The sequence below is a fragment of the Nonlabens sp. MB-3u-79 genome, assembly GCF_002831625.1.
Classification (GTDB): domain Bacteria; phylum Bacteroidota; class Bacteroidia; order Flavobacteriales; family Flavobacteriaceae; genus Nonlabens.
Genome location: NZ_CP025116.1, coordinates 2885959 through 2907288, shown reverse-complemented (window position 1 = coordinate 2907288; position 21330 = coordinate 2885959). Strand labels below are relative to the sequence as shown.

The 21330-nt window shown below is 36.7% G+C and carries 20 protein-coding genes; 7 read left to right on the top strand and 13 right to left on the bottom strand.

Annotated features, from left to right (window positions below):
* Positions 1 to 388 precede the first annotated feature (388 nt).
* The 4 genes from CW736_RS12840 to CW736_RS12825 form a co-directional block, all read right to left on the bottom strand.
* Positions 389 to 1153 (bottom strand): CDP-alcohol phosphatidyltransferase family protein, encoded by a 765-nt coding sequence (locus CW736_RS12840; RefSeq protein WP_101014753.1) that lies wholly within the window; start codon positions 1151 to 1153, stop codon positions 389 to 391.
* 240 nt (positions 1154 to 1393) lie between these two features.
* The gene (locus CW736_RS12835) at positions 1394 to 1879 is read right to left on the bottom strand and encodes a hypothetical protein (RefSeq protein WP_232735363.1); all 486 of its coding nucleotides are present in this window, start codon (positions 1877 to 1879) and stop codon (positions 1394 to 1396) included.
* Between the two features lie 69 nt (positions 1880 to 1948).
* Positions 1949 to 3013 carry a hypothetical protein gene (locus CW736_RS12830; protein ID WP_101014752.1) on the bottom strand — a complete coding sequence of 355 codons (1065 nt, stop codon included), beginning with the start codon at positions 3011 to 3013 and terminating at the stop codon, positions 1949 to 1951.
* Between the two features lie 369 nt (positions 3014 to 3382).
* Positions 3383 to 4450 carry a hypothetical protein gene (locus tag CW736_RS12825; RefSeq protein WP_101014751.1) on the bottom strand — a complete coding sequence of 356 codons (1068 nt, stop codon included), beginning with the start codon at positions 4448 to 4450 and terminating at the stop codon, positions 3383 to 3385.
* Between the two features lie 159 nt (positions 4451 to 4609).
* Here CW736_RS12825 and CW736_RS12820 point away from each other — a divergent pair, with 159 nt between their 5' ends.
* Genes CW736_RS12820 through CW736_RS12810 form a run of 3 tightly spaced genes read left to right on the top strand, consistent with a single transcriptional unit; the run spans position 4610 to position 8580 of the window.
* On the top strand, positions 4610 to 5134 hold the full coding sequence (locus CW736_RS12820) for an RNA polymerase sigma factor (RefSeq protein ID WP_101014750.1): 525 nt from the start codon (positions 4610 to 4612) through the stop codon (positions 5132 to 5134).
* 49 nt (positions 5135 to 5183) lie between these two features.
* Positions 5184 to 6086, top strand: coding sequence for a FecR family protein (locus CW736_RS12815; protein ID WP_101014749.1), 903 nt, complete (start codon positions 5184 to 5186; stop codon positions 6084 to 6086).
* Complete coding sequence (locus tag CW736_RS12810) at positions 6073 to 8580, top strand: TonB-dependent receptor (protein WP_101014748.1); 2508 nt, start codon at positions 6073 to 6075, stop codon at positions 8578 to 8580. Before CW736_RS12815 ends, CW736_RS12810 begins: the two co-directional genes overlap by 14 nt.
* 141 nt (positions 8581 to 8721) lie before the next feature.
* Here CW736_RS12810 and CW736_RS12805 read toward each other — a convergent pair whose 3' ends face one another.
* The 3 genes from CW736_RS12805 to smpB all read right to left on the bottom strand — a co-directional run bounded on the left by CW736_RS12805 (position 8722) and on the right by smpB (position 12403).
* Positions 8722 to 8961 carry a hypothetical protein gene (locus tag CW736_RS12805; RefSeq protein WP_101014747.1) on the bottom strand — a complete coding sequence of 80 codons (240 nt, stop codon included), beginning with the start codon at positions 8959 to 8961 and terminating at the stop codon, positions 8722 to 8724.
* Positions 8962 to 9024: 63 nt separating this feature from the next.
* Positions 9025 to 11520: a DUF5686 and carboxypeptidase regulatory-like domain-containing protein gene (locus CW736_RS12800; RefSeq protein ID WP_101014745.1), complete on the bottom strand. Its 2496-nt coding sequence runs from the start codon at positions 11518 to 11520 to the stop codon at positions 9025 to 9027.
* Between the two features lie 418 nt (positions 11521 to 11938).
* Entirely contained in the window at positions 11939 to 12403 is a 465-nt protein-coding gene (gene smpB, locus CW736_RS12795; protein ID WP_101014743.1) for an SsrA-binding protein SmpB, read from the bottom strand.
* Between the two features lie 51 nt (positions 12404 to 12454).
* Between smpB and CW736_RS12790 the strand changes: the two genes are divergently transcribed.
* Complete coding sequence (locus tag CW736_RS12790; RefSeq protein WP_101014740.1) at positions 12455 to 13195, top strand: DUF6503 family protein; 741 nt, start codon at positions 12455 to 12457, stop codon at positions 13193 to 13195.
* Positions 13196 to 13258: 63 nt separating this feature from the next.
* Here CW736_RS12790 and CW736_RS12785 read toward each other — a convergent pair whose 3' ends face one another.
* The 3 genes from CW736_RS12785 to CW736_RS12775 all read right to left on the bottom strand — a co-directional run bounded on the left by CW736_RS12785 (position 13259) and on the right by CW736_RS12775 (position 16043).
* A complete protein-coding gene (locus CW736_RS12785) occupies positions 13259 to 14146 on the bottom strand; it encodes a dienelactone hydrolase family protein (RefSeq protein WP_101014738.1) in 888 nt (295 codons plus the stop codon).
* Positions 14147 to 14407: 261 nt separating this feature from the next.
* Positions 14408 to 15181 (bottom strand): S1/P1 nuclease, encoded by a 774-nt coding sequence (locus CW736_RS12780; protein ID WP_101014736.1) that lies wholly within the window; start codon positions 15179 to 15181, stop codon positions 14408 to 14410.
* An 82-nt stretch (positions 15182 to 15263) separates the two neighbouring features.
* The gene (locus CW736_RS12775; RefSeq protein WP_101014734.1) at positions 15264 to 16043 is read right to left on the bottom strand and encodes a zinc-dependent peptidase; all 780 of its coding nucleotides are present in this window, start codon (positions 16041 to 16043) and stop codon (positions 15264 to 15266) included.
* A gap of 220 nt (positions 16044 to 16263) precedes the next feature.
* Here CW736_RS12775 and CW736_RS12770 point away from each other — a divergent pair, with 220 nt between their 5' ends.
* From CW736_RS12770 to CW736_RS12760, 3 genes are read left to right on the top strand one after another with little or no spacing between them, the layout of a single operon-like run.
* Positions 16264 to 17598, top strand: coding sequence for a histidine kinase (locus CW736_RS12770; protein WP_101014731.1), 1335 nt, complete (start codon positions 16264 to 16266; stop codon positions 17596 to 17598).
* Position 17599: 1 nt separating this feature from the next.
* Entirely contained in the window at positions 17600 to 17887 is a 288-nt protein-coding gene (locus tag CW736_RS12765) for a 2TM domain-containing protein (RefSeq protein WP_101014729.1), read from the top strand.
* Position 17888: 1 nt separating this feature from the next.
* On the top strand, positions 17889 to 18650 hold the full coding sequence (locus tag CW736_RS12760; protein ID WP_101014726.1) for a LytR/AlgR family response regulator transcription factor: 762 nt from the start codon (positions 17889 to 17891) through the stop codon (positions 18648 to 18650).
* A gap of 280 nt (positions 18651 to 18930) precedes the next feature.
* On the opposite strand, the gene CW736_RS12755 is transcribed toward CW736_RS12760, so the two are convergent.
* The 3 genes from CW736_RS12755 to CW736_RS12745 are packed head-to-tail and all read right to left on the bottom strand — an operon-like array spanning position 18931 to position 21322.
* The gene (locus CW736_RS12755) at positions 18931 to 19560 is read right to left on the bottom strand and encodes a superoxide dismutase family protein (RefSeq protein WP_101014724.1); all 630 of its coding nucleotides are present in this window, start codon (positions 19558 to 19560) and stop codon (positions 18931 to 18933) included.
* Positions 19561 to 19619: 59 nt separating this feature from the next.
* Positions 19620 to 20108, bottom strand: coding sequence for a YdeI/OmpD-associated family protein (locus tag CW736_RS12750; protein WP_101014721.1), 489 nt, complete (start codon positions 20106 to 20108; stop codon positions 19620 to 19622).
* The gene (locus CW736_RS12745; RefSeq protein ID WP_101014719.1) at positions 20108 to 21322 is read right to left on the bottom strand and encodes a bifunctional alpha/beta hydrolase/OsmC family protein; all 1215 of its coding nucleotides are present in this window, start codon (positions 21320 to 21322) and stop codon (positions 20108 to 20110) included. Before CW736_RS12745 ends, CW736_RS12750 begins: the two co-directional genes overlap by 1 nt.
* Between the last annotated feature and the right edge of the window lie 8 nt (positions 21323 to 21330).

Sequence of the window (21330 nt, the reverse complement as noted above, 5' to 3'; positions counted from 1 at the left end):
AATGAGTGGACCTCAGATCAGCTGATATCATTGCTCCAACGATTACTAACCTATTGTGGTAACCAAAAAAATTACTGTCTTTTACATTAGGACAACACCGTCCAGAATATTTACGTTAGAAGGAATCCTTAAGTGTCCCTAGCGCAAAAGAGGTGCTTACTCCGTTAATGGCTTTGTTGTAAGTGCTTACCTAGTGCATAGACTCTGGAATAAGAGGCGTAGGAGCTTTACCTGTACTTAGGTTGACGACATTTACCCAACCATTAACAAGGTAAAGTTTAAAATAATCAAGGGGTGTTTTAGAAACTGATTTACGAATAGATTTAAAAATAGCTGATAGGCCTAAATTCTTCAAAACGGGCAGGAGTAAAGATTCTTTTAAGCTGCTTTAATAAAATATTTTTCGTATTCCTATAAAAATAAACACCATAAATGTATATCCTAAAAAGAAAGGAAGTATAAGAGACTTAAAGCCCAAGACCAGCATCACAGAAATGAGGAGTAATTGGAAACCCAGACCAAAAGTAGAGATACTAGTCATTAACCATTTAGGGAATATTTTACCTGTACCTGCATTGGTGTCTAATGCATAAATGGCTTTATCAAAAGCACCATAAAAGAACAAGTATAAACTAAAAAGAATATTCACATGTTGTTGTTTTTCGCCTTTCAATGCTACTGGTGTTTTGGTTTCAAACACGCGACTGGTGGTGTCGCCATCAAATTTATTTCGCAAAATAACGTAGTAGTAATTATAGAGCGTCCCTTGTAATTGCAGTCCTAAAAAGGCGGCAATACAGATCCATATAGGAGTGTCTGTAATGAACCAGATAGACAGGAAAAACAACGCGTTTAAGATAATGTCTGCAACAGAATCTAAATACCGACCTGTGTAAGATGGTTTTTGCTTTACTCGAGCCAGTTCACCATCTGCGGCATCAAGGATGGATTTGAATATCAAAAAGAATCCAGCCAACCAAAAATACTCTTGTAAAATACAATAGATAGCGATGAGCCCGGATATGATAAAACCTATGGTCACATGAACAGGTGTGAACGAAGTGTTTTTTAAGGAGTTGGCGATCATTTTTGCTACTGGTCTTCCATAATCGGAGAGATCAATAAATTTATGCTCTTGGGGTAATTTGGACATGTAATGTCATAGAAAAAGTACTGCGGAATATACCATTAATAAAGCTGCAAATATAAGCTTAAATCCCAGTTAATAAATTGGTTTTATGGAAGTAATGACCAAGTGAATACTCCTGCATAAGATAGCGGCTATAGTCCAGTTATAAAATAATGGCTTAAAAGAAAAGTCAGCCATGATGAACACAGCTGACTTTAATTAAATAAGAAATAAATATTCTTTTTTTATGCTAATGTGCAGGTTTTAATTCTTCTCAAAAAGAAGTCTGTCAGTACTACCGTCTCCACCGCTTATGTCAATAAGTTCAAGTCTTGTAGCTGTTAAAGAAACAACATCCCAATCATCATTCAAATCTGCAAAATCACTGCTGTCAGGAACAGGGAAGAAGATGTTAAAATCTATATCATCACTGTCACTACTGCTATCATCATTGCTATTATTACTATCATTAGTGACAGACCAGTTTCCTGTAAGTGTATTAGCTGTGCTTGTTGCTGTAAGAGTTCCATTGGTATCGAACCTAAAAACATAGCCAGAGAAGTCTGCGGTTTCGTCTATCCCGGAGTCATTAAAGTTGGTCACCACCCAGTTCCCAGATGCTACATTGTTTTCTATAGCAGCTATCTGCTGACTGATGTCGGTACTATTAGCATCATCATTGGAACAAGAAGTAAATAGCAGCGTACTACTTAAAAGTAATAAGGTTCCTAAATAAAGTGTTTTTTTCATAATAATAGTTTTAAAAGTTGAGTTTCCGGACAGGGGATTTCCCATGTATAAATTAGTGTTGGAATAGATTTAACAATCGCTTTCAAAGCTTAAACGATCATCACCTAGTCTTAGTTCAACTTCAGCTTCTCCTAATTCTTGTTCAATTTCATGCAAATTCCAAGTGTTATTAAAATCTGGCAAACCGTTGATGTTTATGATGACATCGATATCATTTGCAGTCCCTGAAGCTGACCATGTTCCATTCCAAGTATTTGTGTTTTCCACAACTGTTATGGTGCCGTCATTGTTAAAGGTAAAAATATATCCTACATAGTTGTCTTCAAGATCGGTATCATTTATTTTTAAGTCGTCTACTTCAAATTGTTGGCAAGTAGCAAAAATGCTATCTAAGTCACCTGTTGTACAAGTATCACAATCGTCATCATCATAATCATAATCGTCGTCTTCATCACAACTGTCTTCGGCTGTTTCAATCGCATTTTCTAGTTCTTGAACATTATTTATGGTTTGTGTAGTTCCGTCTGCAAGTATTACGCTTATAGGAAAATTAATAGTTACTGATGTAGTCTCATCCAGGTCATCTATAAAATTATACATATCATTATCGTTATTGATAGTAACCGTATTGACTAACACGTTGTTAGTATCAAAAATTGACGCCGTAATAGGGTATTGAAAGTCTATACATTCTATGTCATCATCGTTGTCATTTTCATCGGTACAATTTGCAGTAAGAACTGCTAATTCAGCATCAGAGTTTACTGTTATTGTAGAATAATCTGCTAGAATTACCGTGATAGGATAGGAGATGACTACACTGTCTACATCATCATCAAATAGATCAATGATATCTTCAATATCTTCATAACCATCTTCATCATCTATGATAATTGTGGTGCCGTTTACGGTAACTGTTACCGGTAATTCAATACTTAAACAGTTGGCACTATCTATAATGTTATCTGCAGAACCATCATTGGTTGCAGTCTTACTCATAAGAATTGCTACATTTGAGTTTGCGGTAATGGTCGCATCTGTACGATCATTAATTAAACTATCTTCTGTACTACAGGAAGTAATGCTGATTAATAATCCTACTAAAAGGAATAATGTGATTTTTAAAGTTTTCATATTTTGTTTTTTTAATTATTTACAATGATTGGCGTTTTTATAGTGGCTATTAAAACACTGCTTCTATAATTAAAACAACTCAAAGATTGAAAGTCCCAAGAATTCTTTATTTTTTTTTAATAGCTAAAAATCCACAGTGTTTACAGATTAAAAGCGGAGAACTTTTATGGGGTGTCGTGATAATTTAAATGTGTATTTGTTTCTTCTATTTCCTTTCTAAAAGAGATAGAAGTTTATACAGCACTTGATATAGGGCAATAACCCTTCTACCTATAAGCGCTAGGCTTATAAGAAACAAAAAAAGCCAACCAGATGGTTGACTTTTAATGAAATGCACTATAAATTATAGAGAACTCAGGAACGCATTATCTAACAGCCGCTCAGAAAACTTAAACTGTCTTCACCTAGTTGTAAATCAAAATCAGCTTCACCTGGTTCTTGTTCTATTTCTACTAAGTTCCAAGTATTATTAAAGTCGGGTAATCCATTTACGCTAATAGTTAGAGTAATGTTGTTTCCTGTACCTGAAGCGGTCCAAGTCCCACTCCATGTATTACCACCCTGCACTACGGTGATAGTTCCATCATTATTGAAAGTGAAAAGGTAACCGTTGTAGGTATCTGTAAGATCGTTATCGTTTCTTTCTAACTCACTTACTTCCCAGTCGGTACAAGTGGCAAAGATGTTGTCCAAGTCATTAGTTGTACAAAAGTCACAATCATCGTCATCGTAGTCGTAATCATCGTCTTCATCACAAGTGTCTTCAGCTGCTTCAATAGCATTTTCTAGCTCTTGAATAGTGGATACGTTTTGTGTAGTTCCATCAGCAAGTAGAAGTAAAATCGGGAAGTTGATAGTTGCCGCTGTAAATTGATCTAAGTCATCTATAAAATCATACATGTCACTATCGTTATTAATGGTAATCGTATTAATGACATCATTATTTATATTGAAAACTGATGCAGTGATGGGGTATTGAAAATCTATACATTCAATATCATCATCAAATTCATTTTCTCCGGCACAAGTTGAAGCGAGTGCTGCTAATTCTGTGTCAGAGTTTACAGTGACTGTAGAATAATCTTCCAGAACAACTACTATAGGGTAGGAAAGAACTATTGAATCTATGTCGTCATTAAAGGAGTCTATAATGTCCTCAATCTCTTGATAGCCGTCTTCGTTATTTATGATCAGAGTGGTTCCATTTACAGTAATAGTCACGGGCAATTGAACGCTTAAACAGTTGGCACTGTCTATAATATTATCTGAAGAGCCGTCATTTGATGCCGTTTTCATCATGAGAAGCGCTACTGCTGAATTGGCAGTAAGGGCTTGCTCTGTAGGAGGATCAATAGACAAATCATTTTCTGTACGACAAGAAGTGAAAATGATAAGCAATCCTAATAAGAGGAACAGTAAAGGTTGAATAGTTTTCATGTTTTAGTTTTTATTTTGTGATCCTATTTTCTAATAAGGTATGGCTAGTTTCCATTGTAAAATAGGTTTCTTATTATTAAAACAACTCCATGATTGTTTCTCCCATAAATCTATGTTTTTTATTTACCTTTCTCGACTTAAACCAAGAAAAACTGATAATTGTCCCAGTCACTACATAAAAACATTTGCGATAAAATATACTTTTCAAAACTATATGAAAAGTACGCCCAAAGTTTGAGTAATATTTTACTTTATAAATATGGATCTTTATTAAACCCTACAGATAAAGTGCAAGAGGCGTTTATAAAGCTTTGGGAAAATTGTTCTAAAATAGCCCCAGAAGCAGTAAAGTCGTATCTCTATACCACTTCTACAAATATGATGTTAAATGAAGTAAAACATCAAAAAGTAGTGCTCAACTATCAAAAGGTAAAACCTAAGGACTATACCAACGAAACGCCTGAATTTATTTTGCGTAAAAAGGAATTTTTAGTAAAGCTCGAAGGTGCATTATCTGATTTGAAAGAAGAGGAAAGAGTTGCTTTTTTACTCAGCAAGGTAGATGGTAAGACACATAACGAAATAGCAGAAATGTTAGGCGTTACCAAAAAGGTGGTGGAACACCGAATATATGCCGCACTAAAAAAGTTAAAAAGCCAAATAGAAGAATTGAATCAAAAATAATTACGGGATATTTCTCAATTGAATTGTTTTATATATAGAGCATCATCTAATGGAAAAAGAATATTTACTTAAAAAATGGTTAAACAATGACCTATCTGAGTCAGAGGCTATGGCTTTTCAGGCTATGGAAGGCTCTGAATTATATAAAGAAATAATTGAGGAAGCACAACGATTCAATGGAACTACTCAGGAAAAAGTTGATGACTTTGAATTGCTCAAGAGCAAATTAAAGGATAAAGAGAAAAAACCTGTCCGATGGATGAACGTGGCTGCAAGAATAGCAGCTGTTTTTATACTTGGTATTGGAATTTTCACCTATTTAGATCGAGATCAAATCAACAATTTTGCAACTATTTCTGGACAAAAGCAATCAATTACTCTTCCTGATAACTCTGTAGTCACCTTAAATGAAAGCTCTGAGCTTTTTTATAAAGCCTCACAATGGGAGGATAAAAGGATATTGAACCTAAAAGGAGAAGCCTATTTTGACGTAGAAAAAGGAAAACGTTTTGATGTTATCACCGATCAAGGAACCGTAAGTGTTTTAGGTACCGAGTTTAATGTGTTGTCTAGAGAAGGTGTTTTTAAAGTTTCTTGTTATGAAGGCTTGGTACAAGTAGCTTATAACAGTAGTCTGGTCCAAGTTCCAGCAGGTACAGAATTCACCCTAGGATCTGGCAACCTTTTAAAAAGTGATGTGTTGTTATCACAACCCACTTGGTTGACCAATATGAGTGTTTTTGAAAATGCCGCATTTAAAAATGTGATGCTAGAATTAGAAAATCAGTACCAAGTGAAAATTCAGTTTCCAAAGGACACGAATAGGATTTTTACAGGAGCTTTTGAACATGACGACTTGGAAAATGCATTAAGATCTATAACGCAACCACTTGATATGACTTATATCATCTTAAATGATAAGGAGATAATGATCAGTAATGGACAAAACTAGACTTTATATAGCTCTGATTATAACCTTCCTAGCTTTTCAAATCTCATTTGGACAAAGTCAAAGACAAAAGGTGCCTATTATAGAGGTGTTAAGTGAGATTGCCGCAATTCATTCGGTAGTTTTTAATTATGAGAGCAGTATTCTCAAAGATGTAAAAGTGTACCCATTACCCAATAAAGAGTCAAGCCTTTCTTTTAAGATTGAAAATCTCTCCAAGCAAACCAACTTGGTTTTTAATAAAGTTAGTCCTTCGGTGATAACCATATCTCAACCCATCAAATTTTGCGGTTTTATCTATGATGCTTCCTTAGATCAACCGCTTTTAGGAGCCACAATTTCTGGGAATAAAGATGATGCGATCAGTGATGCGAATGGTTATTTTGAGATGGAATTATCCTCTTTGGAAGAAGTAGTAAGTGTTAGATACATAGGCTTTAAGACGATCAGACTCCAAGTGAGTAAGTTGGACCTATTAGAATGTTCTATCATTTCTATGTCCATTGAGCAAGAATTTATAAATACCGTGTTGCTCGAGGCTTATCTTGTTAGAGGTATTGATAAAAACCAAGACTGGACCACTTCCATAAATTATGACAAGTTTAGTCTGTTACCAGGTTTAATAGAGGCTGATGTGTTGCAAACCGTTCAAGCATTGCCGAGTATAAAGAGTGTGGATGAAACCGTTTCAAATATCAATATACGAGGTGGATCAAATGATCAAAACCTCATACTATGGGATGATATTAAAATGTACCAAACAGGTCATTTCTTTGGACTCATCTCTAGCTTTAATCCCCACATGACTCAATCTACAAGTGTCATTAATAATGGAACAGATGTATCGTTTACTGATGGAGTTTCTGGTACGATTCACATGCAGACAGATAAAGAAGTGAATTCAAATTTTAGTGGAAACTTAGGAGTCAATTTTTTAAATGTAGAATTGTTTTCAAATATTCCGATTGGTAACAAGTCTTCTTTACAAGTAGCCTCTAGAAAATCACTGGATGATTTTTATCGAACGCCCACCTACAACACCTATTTTGATAGAGTCACACAATATACAGAAGCTCAAAATAATGCTGCAGAAGTGACGAGCTCTGATCAAGGATTTGATTTCTACGATACCTCTTTACGATGGTTGTACAGCCCCACAGACAAAGATGTGATCAGGGTGAACTTTATCCTTCTTAATAACAACTTGAGCTTTAATGAAACAGCTCTTTTTAATGAAGTTTTACAGACCAAGGAAAGCAGCGCATCTCAAAACAGCATAGGCGCAGGGATAAATTACAAAAGACAATGGAAGGAAGACTTTTTCACCAGTTTCAGTATTTATGAGAGCAATTACAAATTGCGATCTATAAATGCTGATGTGCTATCTCAGCAATTTTTTTTACAAGAAAATACGGTGTCAGAAACAAGCCTTAAAGTTGAAAATGTATTCTTGAAAAACCAATGGCAATTCAAACTTGGATATAGCTTTACAGAAACTGAAGTCATTAACTTAAGAGATATTGATTTGCCGCGATTTGTAAGACGAGATGAAGAAGTTTTAAGAGAACATGGAGCTTTTGGGCAAACTTGGTTTACTAATGCTCAAAAAGACTTTTCAGTTCGCGCAGGAATACGGGCAAATTACCTGACTAAATTTAATAAAGCGATTATAGAACCTAGGTTAAGTGTGCGCAAGACTCTAGGAGATCATTTTGAAATGGAAGCATTGGGAGAATTCAAACATCAAAGTACCTCGCAGATTATTAATTTCCAAAATGATTTTTTAGGGATTGAAAGCAGACGATGGCAGCTTACAGATAACGATAACATTCCTATTATGGAAAGCAAACAAGCTTCTTTAGGGGTGCTTTATAAAAATAAGGGTTGGCTCCTAGATGCTAAAGCCTATTATAAAACAGTAGAAGGGATTACAACTCAAAGTCAAGGATTTACTACTAAATACGAATTTGAGCGGCAGCAGGGGAGCTATGATGTTTATGGAGCCGAGTTTCTATTGAGGAAGAAGTTTAGAAAATTCAGCAGCTGGATGAGTTATTCCTATCTGACGAACACCTACGCCTTTGAAGGTCTAGAAGAAGTTCAATTTCCTAGTAATTTTGACCTTACGCATTCGTTTACCATGGGGAGTACCTATAGCAGTGACTCTTGGAATATATCTGGAGGATTTAATTATAGAACTGGAAAACCTACCTCTATACCTTTATTCGGGAATGAAGTAAGTAACGGGAATGTAAATTTTGACACGGCAAACGAGCAACGATTACGGGATTATTTAAGAATAGATGCTTCTGCGGTTTATAAGTTTAAAATTAACGGGAGATTCCGGTCAGAAATCGGTGCTTCTCTTTGGAATATATCAAACAGAGAAAATGTCATCAACAACTTTTTTAGGCTCAATGAATCTGGTGGGGCCGATCAATTTTCAAGATTCTCATTGGGCTTGACTTCCAATATGGTATTCCGTATTTATTTTTAAGATCAATAGCTATTAGATGCGGCAGTTGGTTGGATTTATAAGGATAGCAACATAAATATATCTCCTAAATTTACAGACCTGATTTAATAAGGACTCTTGATGAAAAAGTTGCGTTTAAAGATCATGCTCTCCTAAGTACATTTATTCTTTTGACTTTTTATAAGCTTCCCATAACCCATCGGTATTGTTGATGGTCAATTCTACACCACCACAACCACAACAAATTTGTGCTATAAGCTCGCCTTGTTCCAGCTTATTAAAAAAGATATGATCTGTTTTTTGAATATAAATGGATAAATTCTTTTCCACATTTCCATGTGCATGATCCGTAATTCTTAGATCTGGTATGATTTTATCTGAGCCACATTTATTGCAATTCATTCGATTTTTTTTAATTCTTTACCTGATTATCCTCGCTTTCGCGAAAGCGAAAAAAACAACATACTACAACCCAAAATTAATCCCTACCACAAAGGCGCCATAACTTCTACCGCTGGTCATGCTGTACACATAATCCACACGAAATGGTCGGAACTTGCCCAGCCCGATGTTATCAATCCCTGCACTGGCCTCAAAATAGGGTTTGCGGTCTGTAAACAGTGCCTTACCGCTTAGAATCAGATCGTAGTTCAATTGGTTCAATCCAGGGATTTTACCCAGTACAAACCCTTTAAAATCGTGTTGAAGATGAAATTGTGCATAATCACTGTTGGTGCTGTAATCGTAGTAATTCAATAAGCCAAAACCATAAGGATTCAAGGCCGCTAACTTGTAGCGCAATCTATTGCCGTTAAAATGCTGGTAGTCCACAAAAGAGATGTCCTCTGCATTGAGAAAAGTACCGCCATTTACCCAGTAACTGCTGCGACCTAAGTTGCCCATGTCAAAGCTTTGGTAGAGGTTGGCACTGAACTGGTGGAAGTTATTGCGACTGTCATTTGCTCCTATACCACCTTCATACCTCAAAGAAATAGTTGGGTATTTTTCATTGCTTATGTTGTATTTCTGGTCTGGGTAGCTCTGGTACTTCTGTCCAGGACGTATAGTAACTGCTAGACCAACTTTAAACAGCTCGTGCTCGGTTATAGAGGCAAAACGGTTGTTGTCTAGCGCGATAGGATTGTTACTGGTATAATCCACATCACTTTGTGTAAACCACACCTGATCTGTAGTGTTTTGAAGCGGCTGTCTTCTCTCATAATTAGCACTAGCAGTTAAGAAAAACCCGTTGGCGACTTCCTCATAAAAGCTTGCTCCGGCAAAATCCACTTCGTAGAATTTGGCAAAATTACGTTCAAAGGCCAGACTAGAAAGGGTGTTTTCTAGCCTGCTGATTGGTTCTGAGTTATTGATTTGTCGCGCTTCTGTCCCTGCAGTTAATGAAATAGTTCTTCTATTGGTTCTGTTGAATCTGTAATTGGCGTTTAAGGTATACCTCAATCGGTCGTCTGAGATCCCGTAATTGATAGCTGTGCCCACATAAAGACTACGGTTGTAATCGTCATCATATCCTTTGGAATAGCTCAGTCCAGTCCCTATCACATAACCTTGCACGGTATTAAAGCCTTTAAAGGAACCTAAGTCCAGTAGTCCATCATAGCTGAATCTTTCATTTTTCTTGCTGTTTCTATACGTATACCCATTTAATGGATCTAAGATCTTGAATTTATTATTGACCCGATCTACACTGTCTTTATATTTGGGATCGTTACGCACTGTAGCGATGCTGTCTTTTTTTACATACTCTTTATCTTCCTCTAGGGTAAGTGGGACGGGGCGTTTCTGATTCCAATAACTGCTGTCTTTTTTATTGGCACTTTTTTCAAAACTCAATACCTCTGCTCCAAAGGACTTTTTATCAAAATCTGGCTTAAAATCGTAATTACTATAGTTGGCCAGGAATCTCCCATTTCCTTTAAATCCAAAAAATCCAAATTTAAAATCAATACTCTGTGATCGTTTTACCCAATCGCCACTACTAGGCTCATAAGTAAAGTCTTGATTAAATGTCAGCTTCTCGATGACTGGTACGTTGATGTTCTCTCCTAGTGTGCTTAATTCCAATCCGTAAATGGTCCATTGATCTTCTACGATATATAGGATTCCATTAAAAGTATTATCCTTAGGACGCCGGGAAATCACTTCTATTTTATTGATTAAGAATTTGTTCTCATCATAGAAGGTACCTAGTAACTTGTATTTGTAATAGCTAAAAGCATAGTCTGCAATAGGAGAGACGATGCGGTTATTTAGATCTATGTTGTTGTTGTAAAAATCAAAATTAGCACTCTCAGCACTGTTGGCGCTAAAGCCGTTATCATCTCCAGATATTTTACTAGCGATAATACGTTCCTTAAAATTATTAGGTGCTTGATAGGCGATTTTAGAAACTGTTTCAGACAAGTAGATCACACCACTACGAGATACGGAGTCCAGAGATCCTTCTAGATCCCCTATTTCTTGTCCCATAAATTTTTCAGGCACATCTTCCATACGCCAGATTCCACGAGAGTAGAAGTCTGCTTTGTAGCTGGAAAATTTCTTTCTGTTGGCTTCTCTGTTGGCAATAGCTTCACGTATGACGCGGTCTGCTGGGTTTTCATTAGAATTGACCACCACAGTGTCCAATGAGGCAATTTCTTCTTCCAGTACCACATTTTGCACCTGCCCATTTTTAGTGAAAGCGACAGAAATGGTTTTTGGCTGGTATCCTAAGGACTGGTAAACGATCTCGTAGGTTTTGAATTCCGCCAATTTCAGGGTGTAACTCCCATTTTGATTGGTCGTCGTTCCCGTGTAAGTGCCTTTGATATAGATGGAAGCAAAAGCTATAGGCTGGTTGCTCGAGTCAGATAAGGTACCTGTGAGTTGCGCTTTCGCGAAAGCGGAAACCAGCAAAGCAATAATAAAGGCAATAGCAGTTTTAGTAATAAAATTCATTTGGTCGTAGGTTGGAGTGCAAATTAATAAAGCTTGTGTTCATGAAAGTGTTAATGATCATTACCTATTGTTAAGACGTTATAAATGTAATAAAGTTGCCTGAATATAGAGAGCGTTTTTCAATTGCGTTATTGAGTTGCATTATACAGAGGTCGTTACCAAGTTTGTTTTGCCTTTAACCGTACAAATATTAAAGACTAACGACTTGTCATTTCAGAAAATTTAGTGAGGCAAAAAAGAGGAACAAAATGAACTAATTCCAAATTTATCTGTAATCCAGCAAACTCATCTTAAGATAGAAATAACAGCACTACAGCCTTCCTCATCCAACAAAGGTTAGAAAGTGTAGTATCTCGGGTCAGTTGAGAATGAAAACCAAAGGAGTTGATGCGGTGTTTTTTAGTAGAATAAAAAAAATCTAAGTGCGGTGCATTTTTTTAATCTGATCCAGGCGTTTTTTATTATCGCGATCTTTCATGGTCTCGCGTTTATCAAATAGTTTTTTACCTTTTGCTAAGGCGATATCTATTTTAGCAAAACCTTTTTTATTGACGAATAATTTTAACGGAATAATAGTGTTACCAGAGTTAGCCACTGCTTTTTCTAGTTTATTGAGCTCTTTGCGATTCAATAGTAACTTGCGCTCTGCTTTGGGAGCATGGTTGAAATAGGTCGCATGAGAGTATTCCTGTACCGTCATATTGATAATGAACAGCTCATTGTTCTTGAATTCGCAAAAGCCTTCAGCAATACTGGCCTTACCTAATCGTATGGCTTTGATCTCCGTTCCTGCGAGTACTATTCCAGCGGTATATTTATCAAGAATCTCGTATTCAAATCGCGCTTTGCGATTCTTGATTTCTATTTTATTCTTAAAATCCATAATTATCAAATATACTTGAATCGGTAGTAGAATCTCTTATATCTTTGTGAAATGAAAAAGAATATTTTACTGCTTTTCGCGATCACCACTTTCCTTTTTTCCTGTACCAATAATGAGCCAGACGCTCGTGCTCTAATGGATCAGGCGATGAATGCCCACGGCACAGCTATTGCTGCAGAGGGAACCTTGTCTTTTAACTTTAGAGGGATTGATTACTCCGTAGAGCGCGACAATGGGAATTTTGCCTACGAACGTCATTTGATGATAGGAGCAGACACGATCTTGGACCGGTTGGATAACAAGGGTTTTTCCCGTTACAGCAACGGCATTGAATTACCACTGGCAGATTCTCTTTCTACGCGTTATACTGCAAGTTTAAATTCGGTAATTTATTTTGCGCAACTTCCGTATAGTCTGGATGGTGATGCGATTCAGGTAAAATACATTGCTGAAGACACGATTAAAGGAAAAGCCTATCATGAATTGCAAGTTACCTTTAAAGAAGAAGGTGGTGGGGAAGATCACGAAGATGAGTTTATGTATTGGGTCAACACACAAGACCACATGATTGATTATATGGCTTATTCTTACTGTGAAGAAGATTGTGGTTACCGCTTTCGCGAAAGCGAGAACCGCAGAAACATCAATGGTGTGATTCTACAAGATTACAACAACTTCAAATCTCAAAAAGGAGATCCAGATCTTTCCAAATTGGATGATCTGTTTGAAGAAGGGAAACTCGTAAAATTGAGTGATATCGATCTCAAACGTGCTAGTTTTAAGAGCAAATAAAAGCCCAAAGGCATTATTTCTATATGTTTTGAGCCTTTCTTTTAAGGAAATAAGATTCAACTATTATTTCAAATACTTTTTGAAAAAGGCGATGGTTCGATCCCAAGACAAATCAGCGGCTTCTTTATCATAACGAGGGGTCGTGTTATTGTGAAATCCGTGATTTACTTCTGGATAAATATAAGCTTGATGTTCCATGTTATTTGCTTTTAGTACTTTTTCAAAAGCAGGCCATCCAGCATTTACTCTGGTGTCTAATGCACCGTATTGAAGTAATAAAGGAGCTTTTATTTTTGCAGCATCTTCATCATCAGGCTGTCTTCCATAATAAGGTACAGCGGCTCCTAAATCAGGTAGTCTAACGGCCATCATATTAGAAATCCAACCGCCAAAACAAAAACCAACCACACCCACGCGACCATCGCAATTTTCATGCGACTTCAGGTAGTTGTAAGCAGCTATAAAATCGTTTAACATTTCGTTTCTATCTCGCTTGCTTTGCAGTGTTCTACCATCATCATCATTTCCAGGGTAGCCCCCAAGCGGTGTCAAGGCATCTGGTGCTAAAGAGATGAAGTTTTCTTTTGCTGTGCGACGTCCTACATCTTCAATATAGGGATTTAACCCCCTATTTTCATGAACCACAATCACGCCTGGCAGTTTCTTTTTAAGATCTTTAGGTCGAGACAATAGGCCTTTTATGGTTCCACCGCCCTTAGGTGATTCATAAGTAATATAATAAGAATCTAAGCTGGGGTCATCTGCTGGAACTAATAAGCTGTCTATATAATTAGGAGACATAAAACTGACCAATGCTCCTACCGTTAAACCACCAACAGCATATAAAGATAGTTTTTCTACAAATTGCCTGCGATTAAGTTTGTTATGCGCATAATCATCATATAAATCAAATACTTCTTGTTGGATGTCTTCTTTTTTTAAATTTTTCATTTCAGCAGAATTTGACTTAAAGTTACTATTATTTTTCAAATTCTTGCTTGGAGGTGATTTGTTGTTTTCTTAGTATAAACTCTTAGAGCAGCCGCTGCATTTATTTTGATTCTAGGTAATAGATTTTGAGGTGTTGAGAGAACAAAACACTAAGAAAGCAAAAAGCTCTAGAGTGGATCTAGAGCTTTTTTTAATTTTGTAGGTAAAAAGACGTCACTTCAACTTCTGTATTTAAGAAAATAAAATGAAACGCAGAAGTTGCTATCCCAGCACCTCATTCAATAAAGCGGCAAGACGTACGCCTCCTTTTTGTAATTGACCACGCAGCTTATTGAAGTATTCATACATATAGCGGTAACTTAAATCAGCTCCTTTTTCAGTATTTGCATAGATGTCTTTAACCATTACACGACTGTCTTCTAGCCAGTCTCTATGAGTACCGCTCCCCATGGTTTTGCGCTGTTTTCTAGTGAGGTAAGGCATATTACTCGCTAGTTCGGTATAAGACATACCATAGCTTTCTATCATTTTTGTGTCCCAGACACTGTGTAAATTGGTGCCGTCTCTAAACCATTGCACTTGAAAATCATTCCCCCCTTTATCTTCACTTAATCCTGTGTGCAGCGGCTGGTGAAGATCTCCTATAAAATGAATCAATAGGCGCAATTGAAAAGCTTTTTCTTCTTTAGTGGCCGTCTCTGATTTCAGAGTAGCTATACAGGTATCTATCGCTTGAATAATATCGCCACGTTCATTTTTAGGATGCTGATCGTAATCGGTTTCAAACGGGATATTGACATAATGTTGCGGGCCATATTTTCTATATAGGGCATCACTTTTAATCTCATCTGCATAAGTAGAAACAAGGGCAAGTGATTCTCCATCCAGTAATTTTTCAATAGCTTTTCTGGCTTTTTTAGTCAGGTACTGCTCTGCAATAGCACCGGTAGTTCTATGGCCTGTTTTCCCCCAATCGTCAGCATAGGCGTGAAACGTGGTACATAAAACAACTAGAAATAATAAGAATTTGCGCATAAGTGTTTTTTTAAACGAAGGTAAGATGTCGGGTTCATTATAAGGTTATCCTAGCGTTAATAATCTACTATAAACAATAGAGTTATACGATTTTCTTCAGCTGCGGATTAAAACACAGTTCTAACATCTTATATAACTCCGGGTGCTTTCTTTTCATTAATTGAGGTCTAGAAAAGAAGTATTCTGAGGTCACAGCAAAGAATTCTGCTTGATTTGTGGCAGCGTAGGACCTGATATCAGACTTATCGTTATTGATAGCTTCCATTTCTTGGTGCATGAGATTCATCCAAGGTAGGATATAGGATTTGTCAAGGAAAGCTTCTGGAAGTCCATTGGTCTGTCCATCTATTTTATCCAGTAAGTGAACAAATTCATGAATGCTGGTATTGAGTTTATCAGTATCATTTTTAAAACCTTGGTATAAAGCTGTTCTAGAAAGAATCATTTGTTTTTCAAAACGTCCAGTGCCGACTAAGCCGCTTATCATGCGGTCTGAGTGATGGTCTGCATAGCCCAAGTTTTCATTAAAGTTTTCAGGATAGATAATCACGCCACTTAGGTTGTTATAACTCCATTCTTTAAATCTAAAAACAGGTATCACGGCACTTGCTGCTACCAGAAGCTTGTCTAATTCTTCCAGTTCAAAACCTACGGCATCCACATAGGTTTCATTTAGAAATCCAGACATGCGTTGACGAAATACTTTTTGTTCTTGATCATTTAATTTTTTATAAAAAGAAACGTGCGTTAATAAAGGCTCATGCCATTGGGGCTGGTCGGTAAACCTTTTGGGAGCATCCTTTTTAAAAACTAAAAAATAAAGGACAACCGCTGCTAAGAGAGGTATGATGAAGTAGATCATGAAAACGAGTTATACATCAAAAGTAACGTCAATTCTAATGCTAGTGATCAAAAGGCACTTTTAATATCTAGATCATTAAAGAACTTTATAATAGAGGACAACAGTTCAGTAGGCTTTTTCTACAATTGAGTCACTTAAAATCGGCGCTTCTTATTTCATATCCCATCTTTGGAGTGTTCTAAAGGAATCAATTACTTTTAGGTCAATCAAAGAAAACTACATGTTCCTTAAAAAGATTTTTAAACTTATATGGGTATCTGCTTTAATAGCTTTGTTGATTAGCGTGATCAACTTGGTAAGTGCAGGAAGGCTTAATTCATGGCCTGATGAGATAGAGGCTTACCTGATTAACTATGTCTTCAGCATTTGCATAACCACTGTAAACTTTGGCTTTTTTGATTTTTTAGGACGATTCTATACATGGACTGAAAACGGAATGAAACGCCTGTTATTAGGAGCAATAGGTAGTGTAGTGGTTACTATGATCACCCTTTTTGTAGTGTTGTTTTCTTTGAGGGTATTTTATTTTGGACAAACTGTGTCAGCCTTTTTTGAACAGCAAAAGTTAGATTGGTATTTATTTGGGTTCACATTTACCATGTTCATGTCTGTTATTTTTCATGCTTTTTATTTTTATAAAGAATTACAGGCAAGAAAAGTAAATGAGCAAAAAGTAATCGCTAGGTCTGCAACAGCTCAGTTTGACGCTTTAAAAAATCAGCTGGACCCACATTTTTTGTTTAACAGTCTGAATGTTCTGGTTTCCTTGATAGAAGAGAATCCAAAAGCAGCTACCAAATTTACCACATCACTTTCTAAGGTATATAGATATGTATTAGAACAACGCAATAAGGAATTGGTCTCTGTAGAGGAAGAATTAAACTTTGCACGAGCTTATGTGGGATTGCTTAAGACGCGTTTTGAAGACAGTATTGAAATAGACATCCCAGAAAAGAGCCATATTAAAGACGCCCAAGTGGTACCCTTATCATTACAATTGTTGCTGGAAAATGCTGTAAAACACAATATAGTGAGTGATAACAAACCATTAAAGCTTCGTGTTTATGAAGAAGGAAATCAACTGATTGTAGAGAATAATTTACAAAAAAAGCAAGTTGCAAGCAGCAGTAGTGGCGTAGGACTTCAAAACATTGCGTCTCGTTATCAATTGCTCACCGACCGTAAAATAAGCATTGCCGAAGATGAGACACACTTTAAAGTACAAATACCCATTTTAACTAACGTTCCAGAAACAGTAACCTCAAATAAAGAAGAAATGACTGCGGTAGAAGATATTAAATTAGTCAAAGCAAAAGAACGCGTTAAAATCATCAAAGATTATTATGATGATGTGTTGAGGACCATAGGAATTATTTTATTTCTCGCTGCTATCAATTATTTCACTTCAGATTTTCCATGGGCGATTTTCCCAGCTATAGGAATGAGTATAGGTTTGTTATTTAAATACCTGCGGACTTATGAAAAGAACGCATTTTTAGGCAAGGGATGGGAAGATCGCAAGATTGATCAATTAATGAACGATAAAAATTTCTAATATGAGCACTTCAGAAACACATCAGGAACGTTACACGAGAGCTAAGGCTAGAGTGGAACAAATAAGATCTTTTTACAACCACCTTTTTGTTTATATCATCGTAAACTCAGGAATTGCATCCCTTAACTATTATCAAAATGAGTGGGATGTGGCTTGGTTTCTATTTCCTTTAGGTAGCTGGGGAATAGGTCTCATAGGACATGCCATAGGTACTTTTAGCTCCAATCCATTTACAGGCAAAGACTGGGAAAAGCGTAAGATTCAAGAACTTTTAGAAAAAGAAGATTAATATGAGAGCCCTGATCATTGAGGATGAAAAGCCCTCTGCTAGGAGATTAAATCGCATGTTGGAAGTTTTAAATATCACTCCAGAGGTGATGTTGCATTCGGTACAGGAGTCTGTAGAATACTTGCTCCATCACCCAGCACCAGATTTGATTTTCTTAGACATACAGTTGAGTGATGGTCTTTCTTTTGAAATTTTTGACCAAGTACCGGTGGACAGTGCCATCATATTTACCACAGCCTATGATGAGTATGCATTAAAGGCCTTTAAGTTAAACAGCATTGACTATCTTTTAAAACCTATTGATGAAGAGGAGTTGAAGGCAGCAGTGGACAGATTTGAAGCTCGCTTTCGCGAAAGCGAGAAAAAACAATTTATAGATTTTAATGAAGTGGCTAAATTACTAGGCAATCCGATAACGCACAATTATAAAAGTCGGTATACGGCTAAAGTAGGAGAGCACCTTAAACTATTTCATACCGATGCGATACAGTTATTCTATTCAGAGAATAAAGGAACCTACTTAAATCTAGAAAATGGCAGAAATTATTTGATCGATTCTAAACTGGAATCATTGATGGAAGAACTGGATCCAAAGCAGTTTTTCCGCATCTCTAGACAAGCGATCATTAATATCAATGCTATTGATGATATGGTTTCTTATACAAACTCAAGAATTCAAGTAAAAATAAATTCTTTTAAAGAACTGGATTTAATCGTTAGTAGAGAGCGAGTTAAGGAGTTCAGGATATGGCTAGAGAGGTAGGTTTCTAAGATTATATCTTATTTTGTAAAGCGTTGGCAAGGTTTTAACATAGCATTTGTTGCCGTATCTAAATGATCACTATTAAAGTTTTTTAAACTGTCTTTTAGATCTTAGATAATCAATCGAAGCATTGCTCGATATGATTGAGACCCAAGTAAAAAAAAGCCTTGTCGTAAATCAGGTGGTGCACTCATTAATTTTTAGTTAAGTGTTAAAGATGCAAATAAAAAAAAGTCTGCGAGTAGCTACTCGCAGACTTTACTTATAATATTAGTTGAAACTACTCAATTACTCCACAAGCTACGCGAGCACCAGCAGCTCCACTAGGTTGAGACTTAAAGTCATCGGCACTAGCGTGCACTATAACTCCTTTTCCAATGATGTTTTTCATTTCATCATCACAACCAATACACCATTTATCTGTTGTAAATTCTAATGATGCTTTTCCATCTTCTGATACTTCTAAGTTTCCTATATCACCAGAATGATACATTTTTTCTCCCCATTTTCCGTGATCTTCCATTGTTGGATCCCAATGTCCACCAGCGCTTTTACCATCTTCAGAACTACAATCTCCATTTTGATGTATGTGTATCGCGTGTGTACCTTGAGTTAAGCCTTCAAGAGCTACATTCATAGTAACACCTTCTTCTGTTTGCATGAACTCAATCACTCCACTTACGTTACTTCCACTTTTTGAAGACATAGGTACCGCAACTGCTTTACCCATCATCATGCTACCATCGGCCATGGTATGGTCATCATGATCCATTCCATCCTCATGATCCATTCCATCTTCATGAGATGTTTCTGTCTCATCGGTAAGTTGATCTGTTTCTTTAGCTTCTTTGCATGATGATATGCTTAGAGTCAAGCACAAAGCAAAGATTCCTGTTATTAATTTTTTCATTTTTTGGTTATTTAAAGTTATAATTCATGTTAAATGTAAGAATATATAGGAGTTCTTTATCACAAGAGTTTGTCAAATTTCATAGGATTGTGATTTCCCATTTTTAAATTTTCCATTGCATTCAATGCGGTATCAAACCTTTTTTGAGAATCTTTTTGGTTGTAAATCATAAAAATGATGTTGCGTTGTTTGCCTGGAAGTAAGTTTTCAAAAAACTCATAAGCCTCGTAATCACTTAGCAGAACAGCTTCCAGTTCTTCTGTCATAGGAGCTTGATATTTACTCGTGTCTTCTTGCATGATCACATTTAAAGAATCTCCAGTAGACACGTCTAGTTTCTTTTGATTGGCCTTTGAAAACATCAGGTAAACGCTGCCGTGCCTCTTTGTAATTCCTGCATATAAATTCAGGTTGTTTTTTCCAGAGCTTATTTGTGCGACCACTCTTTTAATTTTGTCCAAAGCTAGCTGTCCAGCAATATCTTCTGGAATAAGAACAGCTCCCGTAAAGCCACTGCTGCCTACAGAAGTGTCAAATTCAAATACCATTAATTAATCAATTTTGTAATCACTTGGTTCTCTGAGTGCAGGGTTTTGTGCACAGGGCATTTATCTGCTATTTGTAATATTCTTTTGATCTGCTTTTCGTCTAGATCACCAGTTAACTTTATCTCTCTAGTAAAAGTGTCAATTTTAGCAGTTTCTAGTTCACAATTTTCACAATCAAAAGCATGTTGTTTGTCATAGTTTACGTGACATTCTACATTTTCTATGTTCCATTGCTTTCGCTTGGCATACATCTGTATAGTCATTACCGTACATGCTGCCAGGCTGCTAGAAAGCAACTCGTATGGTGTAGGGCCAAAATCATTACCGCCTGCACTTTCTGGCTCATCTGCGGTAAAGTAATGCCTTCCTGCTACTATTTGAGTCGTAAAGGCTGCATCACGATCGAGACTTGCAGCTACTTGATTCTCAGTTTTAAAGCTACTATCGTTAACCTGCTCCACATATCGAGAAGCCCAACTGGCAATTACTTCTCCTATGTATATAGAGTCGGCTTTATCCATTAAAAGATGGTCTGCTCCGTCCAGACTGATAAAACTTTTAGGGTGCATTGCCGCCTGATATAATTTTTCGGCATGTGCTATTCCTACTGTTTTATCTTGGGGAGAGTGGGCAATCAAAATGGGTTTTCTCAGTTCTTTTAAGGTGGCTGTGACTTCTTGTTCGTTAAGGTCTTTCAAGAACTGTTCTTTGATTTTAAATGGCCTGCCACTCAACTGTACGACAGCTTCTCCGTTTTTGGTTATGGCTTCGATTTGATCTCCAAACAAATGGCGCACATGTTTAGTATCACTGGGAGCTCCTATGGTGGCTACTGCTTTTATGGAACTCGCTTTCGCGGAAGCGTATATAACAGCAGCACCTCCTAAGCTATGACCTATTAATAATGTAGGAGCTTTATAGCTCGTTTTTAGATAGTCCACAGCAGCCAAAAGGTCATCTACATTTCCGGAGAAATTAGTGTCTGCAAAATCACCACTGGAATCCCCTAAACCTGTAAAGTCAAAACGCAACACACCGAATCCAGCATTCGTTAAAGCGCGAGATATATTTTTAGTAGCACTGAAGTTTTTACTACAAGTAAAACAATGTGCAAAAACAGCATAATTATGGGGCAGCCTGTCGGCGGGTAATTCAAGTCTACCGCTCAGTTCATAGCCTTGGGCGTTTTTAAAATTGATCTTTTCAAAGCTCATAAACCTAG